Genomic DNA, 11,292 nt, shown 5'->3' on the forward strand with positions numbered 1-11,292 from the left:
AGCCGCGGCTGAGCCCTCCACCTCCCGGCTCAGCCACCCCCGTGTCGCGCCGCCCTCAGCGTGAGCGCGACACACAGGCCGCCCCTGGGCGCGTCCTTGAGGGTCACGGTTCCGCCGTCGTCGGTGACGAGTTGCTTGACGACGGCGAGGCCGAGGCCGGAACCGGACTTCCCGGTGAGGCCCTGACCGCGCCAGAAGCGGTCGAAGGCGCGGGACTTCTCGGCGTCCGACATACCGGGCCCCTCGTCCAGCACCGACAGCACCACCTCGTCGCCCCGGGGCTCCACCCGCACGGTGATCGTCGCACCGTCCGGTGAGACCTCCAGGGCGTTGGAAAGCACGTTGTCCAGGACCTGGTCCAGATTTCCGGGACTGGCCAACACAAGCGGCCGGCCGTCGGCACTCCCCCTGAGCGTGATGGTGACTCCGCGCTCGTCGGCGGCCGGTCTCCACACGTCGAGACGTTCCTGGATGACCTCGCGCAGGGACAGCGGTTCCGCCGCCGTCACCTTCGCCTCCGCCCGGGCCAGCACCAGCAGGCCGTTGACGAGGCGGCTCATCCGGACCACCTCGGCGGTGGCCTGCTCCACATCCTCCCGTACGAATTCGTCGTCCACGCCGTCCGCGATGTTGTCCAGCGACAGGCGGAGCGCCGTAAGAGGGGTGCGCAGTTGGTGCGAGGCGTCCGCGACGAAGATGCGTTGCGAGGCGATCAGGGTGTCGAGGCGTTCGCCCGCCTGGTTCAGGGTGCGGGCCAGGGTCTGGGTCTCCTGGGGGCCCGTGACGGGGGAGCGGGCGGTCAGGTCGCCGTCGCTCATCTTGCTCGCCATCTCGTTGAGCTGGCGCAGGGGAGCGGTCAGGCGGCGGGCGGCGAAGACACCGATGACCGCGGCCGCCACCAGGACGAGGACGGCCAGCCCCGCCCGGAAACCCCAGATCTGCCAGAGCCGGGCCGTGAGATGGTCGGTGGAGAAGACGATGCGTACGGCGCCGACGACGTTCTCCGTCTCCGCCGTTCCCGGTTCCACCGTCTTCGAGTCATCCGGCGAGCGCTCGACCGCCGGCACAGTGACCACCAGGTTCTCGCCCCAGATGAAGTCGGAGCCCCAGTCGACGGTGGCCTGGCCCTGCTTCAGGGCCTTGGTCAGCGCCGCGTCGGGAGACGGTTCCCGCAGGTCCTGTCGCGCACACCTGTTCGTGGCGGTGACCTCGATCTTCTCCTGGTTCTCCGGGTACGCCCCGGCCATCTGGGCCAGGGCCTCGCAGGAGGCGACGTCGCCCGCGCCCAGCAGCCGGGCCATGGTTCCGGCCTCGCGGGTGATGGACTCCCTCGTGTCGTCCCGCAACTGTTTGGTGAGCGTGAAGGCCACCGGCACGGTGAACAGGGCGATGGCCACGGCCACCAGGAGCACATAGCTGCGAATGAGCTGACGGATCATGACGCGCCGCTGTCCTTCTCAGTCCCGGCCCCGGTGTCCGTCCTGTTCTCCTCGATCACGATCAGCCGGAACCCCACCCCCCGTACCGCCTCGATCGTGATCGCCCCCGCCAGCTTCCGGCGCAGCGCCGCGACATGCACATCCAGCGTCTTCGTCGGACCGAACCAGTTCGCGTCCCAGACGGCCTCCATGATCTGCTCGCGCGACATCAGCGCGCCCGGCTCCTCGGTGAGGAACGCCAGCAGGTCGTACTCCTTGGGAGCCAGTCCCACCTCCGCGCCGTCCAGATGGACGCGCGCGGCCTTGCGGTCGATGGTGAGCCGGGAGCCGTACCGGTCGGGGCCGGCCGGGGGCGCGTCGGCGGGGCGCGGCTGCATGCGGCGCATGACCGCCCGTATGCGGGCGATCACCTCGCGTACACCGAAGGGCTTGGAGACGTAGTCGTCGGCGCCGAGCTCCAGACCGACGACCCGGTCCGTCTCGTCGCTGCGCGCGCTGATCACGATGATCGGTACGGCACTGCGGTCCCGCAGGGCCTTACAGACGTCGAGGCCGTCGGTGTCGGGCAGCCCGAGGTCGAGCAGGACGACGTCGTACGGTCCCTGGTACGACAGCGCCGCGCCGCCCGTGGTGACCCACTCCACCTCGAACCCGTATCGCAGGAGCCCACGTCGCAGGGACTCGGCGACCGGCTCGTCGTCTTCCACCAGAAGTACGCGCACGGCACCGACCTTAGTGCTTGAAAGTTGGGCTTCCTTCGGCGAGGGGCCCCTTGGTGTGACTCGGGGCACTTTTCCGCGCTCTCGCCGACTGTTCGGCGAGGAGGTGGGCAGAGACGTTCCCGGAGCGGCCGGATGTCCGGACGAGAAGCCGGGAGAAAACCGGTGGACGCCCGGAGAAATCCGAGGTGATCAAAGGGTGAGCGGGACATCTCACCATGCGGGACCCGGGAAGGGAATTTCGGCCGCTCGTTAGACTGAGCCGACCGCAGTACGTGTGTATGTGCGGATAGGGACTGAACCGAGCGAGGAGCGCACGTGGGCCTTGTCGTGCAGAAGTACGGAGGCTCCTCCGTAGCCGATGCCGAGGGCATCAAGCGCGTCGCCAAGCGGATCGTGGAAACGAAGAAGGACGGCCACCAGGTGGTCGTCGTCGTTTCCGCGATGGGCGACACGACGGACGAGCTGATCGATCTCGCCGAGCAGGTATCGCCGATGCCTACCGGGCGTGAGTTCGACATGCTGCTGACCGCCGGAGAGCGTATCTCCATGGCACTGCTGGCCATGGCGATCAAAAACCTGGGCCACGAGGCCCAGTCGTTCACCGGCAGCCAGGCAGGCGTCATCACCGACTCGGTCCACAACAAAGCCCGGATCATCGACGTCACGCCCGGCCGGATTCGTACGGCGCTGGACGGCGGCAACATCGCCATCGTCGCCGGGTTCCAGGGCGTCAGCGCGGACAGCAAGGACATCACCACGCTGGGCCGCGGCGGGTCGGACACGACCGCCGTCGCGCTGGCCGCCGCCCTGGACGCCGAGGTCTGTGAGATCTACACCGACGTCGACGGCGTCTTCACCGCCGACCCGCGGGTCGTGAAGAAGGCGAAGAAGATCGACTGGATCTCTTCCGAGGACATGCTCGAACTGGCGTCGTCCGGTTCGAAGGTGCTGCTCCACCGCTGTGTCGAGTACGCCCGCCGCTACAACATCCCGATCCACGTCCGCTCGTCCTTCTCCGGACTGCCGGGCACCTGGGTCAGCAACGAGAAGCCTGAGTCGCAAGGGGACAACAAGGTGGAGCACGCCATCATCTCCGGAGTCGCCCACGACGTCTCCGAGGCCAAGGTCACGGTCGTCGGCGTCCCGGACAAGCCGGGCGAGGCCGCCGTCATCTTCCGCGCCATCGCGGACGCCGAGGTCAACATCGACATGGTGGTGCAGAACGTCTCCGCCGTGACGACCGGCCTCACGGACATCTCCTTCACCCTTCCCAAGACCGAGGGCCGCAAGGCGATCGACGCCCTGGAGAAGAACAAGGACGCCATCGGCTTCGACTCACTGCGCTACGACGACCAGATCGGCAAGATCTCCCTCGTCGGCGCCGGCATGAAGACGAACCCGGGCGTCACCGCCTCCTTCTTCGAGGCCCTGTCCGACGCCGGTGTGAACATCGAGCTGATCTCGACCTCCGAGATCCGTATCTCGGTCGTCACCCGCGCCGACGACGTCCCCGAGGCCGTGCGCGCCGTGCACACCGCCTTCGGGCTCGACTCCGACAGCGACGAGGCCGTCGTCTACGGAGGCACCGGACGATGACGGTCCGTTCGTACGGTTCATACGACGGCGGCACTGGTCGCTGATGGCCGCTGACGCCGGGCGCTCCGGCAGGCCGACGCTCGCGGTCGTGGGTGCGACCGGGGCCGTCGGCACGGTCATGCTCCAGATCCTGTCCCACCGCGCGGACATCTGGGGCGAGATCCGGCTGATCGCCTCCCCCCGCTCGGCCGGCCGCAAGCTGGCCGTGCGCGGGGAGCAGGTCGAGGTGGCGGCGCTGACGGAGGAGGTCTTCGACGGCGTCGACGTCGCCATGTTCGACGTACCGGACGAGGTGGCGGAGCGCTGGGCGCCGATCGCGGCCGCCAAGGGCGCGGTCGTGGTGGACAACTCGGGCGCCTTCCGGATGGACCCGCAGGTGCCCCTCGTCGTCCCCGAGGTCAACCCGCACGCCCTGCGGGCCCGCCCGTGCGGCATCGTCGCCAACCCCAACTGCACCACCCTCTCCATGATCGTGGCGCTCGGCGCGCTGCACGCCGAGTTCGGGCTGCGCGAGCTGGTGGCGTCCAGCTACCAGGCCGTGAGCGGCGCGGGCCGCGCGGGCGTCGAGACCCTGCGCCGGCAGATCGCCCTCGTCGCCGGTACGGAGCTGGGGACCAGCCCCGGTGACGTACGACGGGCCGTGGGCGACCACACCGGGCCGTTCCCGGAGCCGGTGGCGCTGAACGTGGTGCCGTGGGCCGGATCGCCGCGCGCGGACGGCTGGTCCTCGGAGGAGATGAAGGTACGGGACGAGTCCCGCAAGATCCTCGGCCTGCCGAACCTGCCGGTCGCCGTGACCTGTGTACGCGTCCCCGTCGTCACCGCGCACTCCCTGACCGTGCACGCCCGCTTCGAGGGCGAGATCACGGTCGCCAAGGCGCGCGAGATCCTCGCCACCGCCCCGGGTGTCGTGCTGTACGACGACCCGGGCGCCGGGGAGTTCCCCACCCCCGCCGACGTGGTGGGCACCGACCCGACCTGGGTGGGGCGCGTACGCCGGGCCCTGGACGATCCGACGGCCCTCGAACTCTTCGTCTGCGGCGACAACCTGCGCAAGGGCGCCGCGCTGAACGCGGCGCAGATCGCGGAGTTGGTGGCGGGGGAGCTGGCGGCGTAGGGCGCAGCTTCGGGTGGGGGAAGGCTCGTTGCCCTTGGGTGCACGGTCCGTTGTCCTACGGTGCACTGTTCCCCGAATCCGGTGCGCGGCGGCCGGCCGCCGTGTAGACCGGCTGTTGCCGCCCGCCGGTGGGCGATATCCACTGCTGTGGGCGCCGTTGTCGGTGGTGGCGTGTAAGTTCTTCGAGACGGCGGTTCGACTGGTGGAGGATTTTCGGTCGGTCGTCGAAAGTTTTCCGGGTTGATTCAGGCCTCCCGGTGATCGAGGATTTTGCTCCCCGTCCGCCGCAACCGTGCGGCGGACGGGGAGCGTCTTTAACGAGCGCCCTTCGGCGGGGCTGGGCGTCGCACACTTGGGGCATAGGGGAAGAGCTGGTACGCATGAGAGCGTTCGACGCGCTGTCCGGTGTTCGGTCGGTCGTGCCCACGGGCGCGGGGGGTGCCGTACAGACGGGTGTGCGGACGAGTGTGCGGTCTGACGCAAAAGCGATGCCTTTCGCGTACAACCCCGACGGGGGGATGCGGGTCCAACAGGCGTGGCAGAGGTACTCGACTTCACCGCGGTACAGGCGAGGGGCACGGCCCTTCGTCCACCCCGCCGTCCCCGCATGCCCGGGCCGCCCGGCGGCATGCCGGTGATCGCGCCCATGCCCGCGGCGCGGCCCACCCGCATACCCAGTCAGCGTGACGGAGCGGACGACGACACGTCCGCGGTGTCGGCCTCCGGTACGACGGTCGACCATCTCACCGAGACCTATCGCGCCCACTACCGCTCGCTCCTCGGCCTCGCGGCCCTCCTCCTCGACGACACCGCCTCCTGCGAGGACGTCGTCCAGGAGGCCTTCATCCGCGTGCACTCGGCGCGCAAGCGCGTCCGTGACCCCGAGAAGACGCTCGCCTATCTGCGCCAGACGGTCGTGAACCTCTCGCGCTCCGCCCTGCGCCGCCGCATCCTCGGTCTGAAGCTCCTCTCGAAGCCGATGCCCGACATGGCGAGCGCGGAGGAGGGCGCGTACGACCAGTTGGAGCGCGACTCCCTCATCAAGGCGATGAAGGGCCTGCAGCGCCGTCAGCGCGAGGTCCTCGTGCTGCGTTACTTCGCCGACATGACCGAGGCCCAGGTCGCCGAGACGCTCGGCATATCGCTGGGCTCGGTCAAGGCGTACGGCTCCCGCGGCATCGCGGCCCTGCGCGTCGCCATGGAGGCGTCGGCATGAGCGGGTCGGCCAGGGATGAGGGACCCGACAGGCGCGATGGACCCGCCGGGCGCGACGGGCACGATGAGCTCGGCGCCCGGAGGCGGGCCTCCTGGGGGCGCCGGGACGACGAGCACGAGCCGGTCGAGGGCCGCGGGAACGATGGGCGCGTCGAGGGCCGCCGGGATGACGAGCGCGCCGGGGGGCGCGGGCTCGACGAGCACGAAGAAACGCAATCGCACGCTGGGAACGGAACTGTGAATCACGGCCCCGAAGAACAAGGCCCCACCAAGGGCCAGGGTCTCGAAGGCCGCGGTCCGGACGGTCTGCGTTCGGACGAGTCCGGGCCAGAGGGCTCGGGGACGGAGGGCGCCGGGGCGGAGGGCTCGGGTTCGGGCGTCTCGGGTTCGGGCGTCTCGGGTTCGGATGATCGGCGTACGGGCGACCGGGGTTCGGAGGGCGTGGGCTCGGACGGCCGGCGCTCGGTGGACCTGGGCTCGGACGGCTTGAGTCCGAACGGCCAGGGGCCGGGGGACCAGAGCACGGGCGACCGGGACACCGGTCGGCCTGGTGCGAACGGTCTTGGGCCCGTCGGCCCGGGGCCGGGTGGGTTCGGCTCGGACTCGGACGAGTTGGTGCTGCGGAATCTGCTGCACCAGGTCGTGGCGGAGATCGAGCCGCGTGACGGCACCCTGGAGCATCTGCGGCGAGCGGTACCGGCTCGGCGGGCGCGTAAGCGTCAGGCCGTCGTCGGGATGGCGGCCGCCGCGCTCTTCATGGGCACGGCCGTCCCGGCCCTCGTCCACGTCTCCAACTCCACCGGCTCCGAGGTCAACCCCTCCGTCGCCGGTCACGGCTCGGAGACCCAGGGCAACGAGGGCCAGTCCAAGGGGCAGACCGGCGGGGACGGTTCGTCGGGCGGTTCCTCCGGCGGTTCCACGGAATCCGGCAAGGGCAGCGGCAAGGACAAGGACGAGAAGGACAAGGGCGAGAGCAACGGCTCCACCGGCACCGCTCCCGAGCCGTCGCCCACCCCCGCGAGCGCGCCGGCCTGTACGGCGGCCCAGCTCGGCGGGAGCGCGAGCGCGGGTGCCCCGGACTCCGTCGGTGCCGTCTACGGCAGCTTCCAGGTGTCCAACATCTCCGACAGCAGCTGTACGGTCGCCGGCGCGGGCGCCGTGAGTACGACCGCGCAGGGCGCCGCGGACGCGGCCAAGATCAGCGTGGCGAACCATGTCGCGGGCGACGCGGCCACCGCGCTGCCCGACCCGTCGCTGTCCCCCACCACGCTGGTGCTGGCGCCGGGCAACTCGTACCAGGTGCAGTTCGCCTGGGTGCCCTCCGAGACCTGCCCGTCCAGCGGTGGTGACACGACCGGCAGCACCACCGGCGGCGGCGAGCCGACCCCGGACCCGACTCCCACGGAGAACGAGACCGGGACCGGCAGCAGCACCACCACCTCGGACGGCAGCAACTCGGTGACCACCCAGATGCTCACCGAGGACGGCGTCGTCGATGGCAGCGTCCTGGTCTCCCACACGGCGGAGGGCGGCGTGGCCTCGTTCAGCACCACCGTGAGCAACGCCTGCGCGGGCGTGGTCTACCGGACGGGGTTGCTGACGACTTCGTGACGGGGCCTGTTCTGACGGGGGCCTGTTCTACTGGGCGGGCTCGGCTTCCCGAGACCGGTCCTCAGTGGCACGGTCCTCAGCGGAGCCGTTGCCGTCCTCGTCCGGGACCAGGCCCAGTTCGGAGTCCCGGATGAACTCCACCTCGCGGCGGAGCAGGCGGAACCACATGAAGACGACGAAGCCGGCGAAGACGAACCACTCGCCGGTGTAGCCGAGGTTCTGGAATGCCTTGAGGTCGAGCCCGGTGCCCTGCGGGGCGGTGGCGGGCACGGCCTTCATACCCGAGTCGCCCTTGTCGAGCGTGATCCAGGCGTCGTACAGGTCGTCCGGCACCAGGTTCACAAGCGCCGCCGCGCTGATCGCGCCGGTCTGCCCGGCAGGGAGACCGCCCTGCACGGGCACGCCGTTCGACCCCGGGGTCTCGGACGCCTGGAGCACGCCGGTCACGGTGACCTCGCCGGCGGGTGCGGCCGGAGCGCGGTCCGCGTCCGCGGTGCCGGGGAGCCAGCCCCGTACGACGGGCAGGCTCTTGCCCTCGTCGGTGCGCAGCAGCGTCAGTACGTAGAAGCCGCTCCTGTCGTCGAGCGTCCGGTTCGGCACCAGGAGCTGCTCGCCGTACCGCCCGCTCACGGTGGCGAGCTCGCCGGAGGTCTCCTTGTCCACCGGCAGCAACTCGTCCAGGGGACGCGCCGGAGCGCGGTTCGCCGGGTCGATCTGCTCGGTCGCCGCGCGGTGGTCCGCCATCCGGTCCTCGAACCGGCTCAGCTGCCACGACCCCATGAACACACAGAAGGGGATGGCGAGCAGCACGAAGACGTTGATCCCCCACCATCGGGGCGTCAGCAGAAACCGGTACACGCCTTCCACCGTACGGTGCCCGCGCCGGGCGCCGGGCCGCGGGGTCGGCCCCCGCGGCCCTCGCGGCTCGCCGCTCAGTACCGCTCGACGAGGTGCTCCCGGCCGACCGGAGGCTCGTACGGCTCGGGCCAGAAGTCGGTGACCGCGGAGATCCGGCCGTCCTCGTCCCCCGTGAAGAAGGAGATCCCGTACATCTCCTCCAGCCCCGAGGAGACGTGGACCCAGCTGACGACCTGCCCCGGCTCGGCGACGATCCGCAGTACCCGGGTGTGCCAGTCACCCGGATACTCCCGGTTGTACTCCACATACCGCTCCTTGCCGCGTATGCGCTCCCGCGTCTGCGGCAGCTCGTACACGACGTCCTCCGCCACTGTCTCGGCGAACGTGGCCCAGTCCCGGGCCTGGGTGGCGGCCCAGAAAGTCTCGACGGCCTTGCGTAGATCGGTCGTTGGAGTCGTTGGAGTCGTTGAGGTCATGGGGCGAGTCTGCACCGGGCCACTGACAATCGGCCCTGACCTGGATATTCGACATCGGAGAGGTTCCGGTGTGTCGAAAGTTATCCACAGGCTGGGGGCCTCGGCGGCGCGATGTCGCACGGTCGGGGCAGTATGGGGCCATGACTGAGAGCAACGGGGCCACCCCGCGGGAGCAGCAGGAGCAGAGCGGGTCCATGCCCGAATGGGAGAAGAGGTTCCGGGCGCCGAGGGTGTCGCTGCCGGACTGGGCGGAGGACGCACCGCACCGTTCGCTGTTCGTCTCCAACGCCACGGGGACATACGAGTTGTACGCGTGGGACCGCACGACCGGCGAGCAGCGCCAGGTCACGGACCGGGCCAACGGTACGACGGACGGTGTGCTCTCGCCGGACGGCGAGTGGATCTGGTGGTTCGACGACAAGGACGGCGACGAGTTCGGGGTGTGGCGCCGCCAGCCGTTCCACGGCGGCCCCGACGAGGAGGCGACACCGGGCCTCGACCCGTCGTATCCGGCGGGCCTGGCGATCGGCCGTGACGGGGCCACGGCGATCGTCGGCCGTTCGACGGACGAGGACGGTTCGACGATCCATTTGGCCCGGCGGGGTGTGGCCCCCTTCGAGATCTACCGGCACCGGGAATCGGCCGGCGTCGGCGACCTCTCGCACGACGGCACGCTGATCGCGATCGAGCACACCGAGCACGGCGACGCGATGCACTCGGCGCTGCGCGTGGTCCGCGCGGACGGTACGACGGTCGCCGAGCTCGACGACACCAAGGGCGGCACGGTCGAGCTGGGCCTGGAGGTCATGGGCTTCGCCCCCGTCGACGGCGACACCCGCCTGCTGATCGGGCATCAGCGGGGCGGCCGCTGGGAGCCCCTGGTATGGGACGCGTCGACGGGGGAGGAGACGGACCTCGGACTGGCGGACCAGTTGGAGGGTGACCTGAGCGCCGAGTGGTACCCGGACGGTTCCGCCCTCCTCGTCGCCCACAGCTTCGAGGCCCGCAGCGAGCTGTGGCGCTACGACCTCGCGACCCGCCGCCTGGAGTGCGTGGAAACCCCGAGAGGCACGGTCTCCGGGGCCACGGCCCGCCCCGACGGCAGCGTCGAGTTCCTGTGGTCGTCGGCCGCCGAACCGCCGGTGGTCCGCTCGACGACGGGCGAGGTGGTGCTGGATCCGCCGGGCCTGAGGTGCCCCGGTTCGGTGCCGGTGGAGGACGTCTGGGTGGAGAGCCCCGGCGGCAGGGTCCACGCCCTCGTCCAGCGCCCCGTCGGTGTGTCCGGCCCCTACCCCACCGTCTTCGACATCCACGGCGGCCCGACCTGGCACGACAGCGACGCGTTCGCGGCGGGACCGGCGGCGTGGCTGGACCACGGTTACGCCGTGATCCGCATCAACTACCGGGGCTCCACCGGGTACGGCCGCGCCTGGACCGACGCCCTCAAACACCGCGTCGGCCTCATCGAACTGGAGGACATCGAGGCGGTGCGGAAGTGGGCGGTGAACTCCGGCTTCGCCGACCCCGACCGGCTGATCCTCACGGGCGGTTCCTGGGGCGGTTACCTCACGCTCCTCGGCCTGGGCACCCAGCCGGACGCGTGGACCCTCGGCATCGCCGCCGTTCCCGTCGCGGACTATGTCACCGCGTACCACGACGAGATGGAGGCGCTCAAGGCGATGGACCGCACGCTGCTGGGCGGCACGCCGGAGGAGGTACCCGAACGCTTCGAGGCGTCCTCACCGTTGACGTACGTGGACGCGGTCAAGTCCCCCGTCTACATCTCCGCCGGGGTCAACGACCCCCGCTGCCCCATCAAGCAGATCGACAACTACGTCGACCGGCTCGCCGGCCGGGGCGCCGTCCACGAGGTCTACCGCTACGACGCCGGCCACGGTTCCCTCGTCGTCGACGAACGCATCAAACAACTCCGCCTGGAACTGGACTTCGCGACCCGCCACCTGGCGACACGACAGTAGGGTTTTTCGCCCCCGCCGCCCCTACCCATTCCCGTCCCCCAGGGGCTGCCGCCCCTTCGACCCCGCTTCGCGTGAGAGCTCGGGGGGTGCGGTTTGTATGGCGGGTGCGGGTTGTGTTGGGTTGCTCGCGCAGTTCCCCGCGCCCCTGAAAGAACGGCCCTGCGGGCCGATGAAAATGCCGGGGGCGCAGCCCCCGCTTTTTCAGGGGCGCGGGGCTGTGTCGATGTGCGGCTCCGCCGCGTGGGCGCGACAAGCCCCCACCCACCCGCACCCGCCAAC

At 70.4% G+C, this 11,292-nt stretch carries 9 protein-coding genes; 5 read left to right on the top strand and 4 right to left on the bottom strand.

Annotation, left to right across the window (positions count from 1 at the left end; genetic code table 11):
- Positions 1-29 precede the first annotated feature (29 nt).
- Both F3T56_RS28320 and F3T56_RS28325 read right to left on the bottom strand, forming a co-directional pair.
- Entirely contained in the window at positions 30-1,439 is a 1,410-nt protein-coding gene (locus F3T56_RS28320; RefSeq protein ID WP_149828197.1) for a sensor histidine kinase, read from the bottom strand.
- Positions 1,436-2,161, bottom strand: a complete 726-nt coding sequence (locus F3T56_RS28325) for a response regulator transcription factor (RefSeq protein WP_149828198.1) — start codon at positions 2,159-2,161, stop codon at positions 1,436-1,438. The genes F3T56_RS28320 and F3T56_RS28325 overlap by 4 nt, the downstream gene beginning before the upstream one ends.
- Before the next feature lie 315 nt (positions 2,162-2,476).
- On the opposite strand from F3T56_RS28325, the gene F3T56_RS28330 reads away from it, so the two are divergent.
- The 4 genes from F3T56_RS28330 to F3T56_RS28345 all read left to right on the top strand — a co-directional run bounded on the left by F3T56_RS28330 (position 2,477) and on the right by F3T56_RS28345 (position 7,700).
- On the top strand, positions 2,477-3,757 hold the full coding sequence (locus F3T56_RS28330; RefSeq protein ID WP_149828199.1) for an aspartate kinase: 1,281 nt from the start codon (positions 2,477-2,479) through the stop codon (positions 3,755-3,757).
- 43 nt (positions 3,758-3,800) lie between these two features.
- Positions 3,801-4,874 carry an aspartate-semialdehyde dehydrogenase gene (locus F3T56_RS28335; protein ID WP_149828200.1) on the top strand — a complete coding sequence of 358 codons (1,074 nt, stop codon included), beginning with the start codon at positions 3,801-3,803 and terminating at the stop codon, positions 4,872-4,874.
- Positions 4,875-5,481: 607 nt separating this feature from the next.
- A complete protein-coding gene (locus F3T56_RS28340) occupies positions 5,482-6,090 on the top strand; it encodes a SigE family RNA polymerase sigma factor (protein ID WP_149828201.1) in 609 nt (202 codons plus the stop codon).
- A 236-nt stretch (positions 6,091-6,326) separates the two neighbouring features.
- Positions 6,327-7,700, top strand: a complete 1,374-nt coding sequence (locus F3T56_RS28345; RefSeq protein WP_281291914.1) for a hypothetical protein — start codon at positions 6,327-6,329, stop codon at positions 7,698-7,700.
- Positions 7,701-7,727: 27 nt separating this feature from the next.
- Here F3T56_RS28345 and F3T56_RS28350 read toward each other — a convergent pair whose 3' ends face one another.
- Both F3T56_RS28350 and F3T56_RS28355 read right to left on the bottom strand, forming a co-directional pair.
- Positions 7,728-8,558, bottom strand: coding sequence for an SURF1 family protein (locus tag F3T56_RS28350; protein ID WP_172639176.1), 831 nt, complete (start codon positions 8,556-8,558; stop codon positions 7,728-7,730).
- Between the two features lie 74 nt (positions 8,559-8,632).
- Positions 8,633-9,034, bottom strand: coding sequence for a nuclear transport factor 2 family protein (locus F3T56_RS28355; RefSeq protein ID WP_149828204.1), 402 nt, complete (start codon positions 9,032-9,034; stop codon positions 8,633-8,635).
- A 140-nt stretch (positions 9,035-9,174) separates the two neighbouring features.
- Here F3T56_RS28355 and F3T56_RS28360 point away from each other — a divergent pair, with 140 nt between their 5' ends.
- A complete protein-coding gene (locus F3T56_RS28360) occupies positions 9,175-11,013 on the top strand; it encodes a S9 family peptidase (RefSeq protein WP_172639177.1) in 1,839 nt (612 codons plus the stop codon).
- Positions 11,014-11,292: the final 279 nt, after the last annotated feature.

It is taken from the genome of Streptomyces tailanensis (assembly GCF_008386495.1).
Lineage (GTDB): Bacteria > Actinomycetota > Actinomycetes > Streptomycetales > Streptomycetaceae > Streptomyces > Streptomyces tailanensis.

Bases quoted from the DNA above. Each gene is read 5' to 3' on its own strand.
- F3T56_RS28320 (WP_149828197.1), bottom strand. From the start codon at position 1,439: ATGATCCGTCAGCTCATTCGCAGCTATGTGCTCCTGGTGGCCGTGGCC.
- F3T56_RS28335 (WP_149828200.1), top strand. From the start codon at position 3,801: ATGGCCGCTGACGCCGGGCGCTCCGGCAGGCCGACGCTCGCGGTCGTG.
- F3T56_RS28340 (WP_149828201.1), top strand. From the start codon at position 5,482: ATGCCCGGGCCGCCCGGCGGCATGCCGGTGATCGCGCCCATGCCCGCG.
- F3T56_RS28355 (WP_149828204.1), bottom strand. From the start codon at position 9,034: ATGACCTCAACGACTCCAACGACTCCAACGACCGATCTACGCAAGGCC.
- F3T56_RS28360 (WP_172639177.1), top strand. From the start codon at position 9,175: ATGACTGAGAGCAACGGGGCCACCCCGCGGGAGCAGCAGGAGCAGAGC.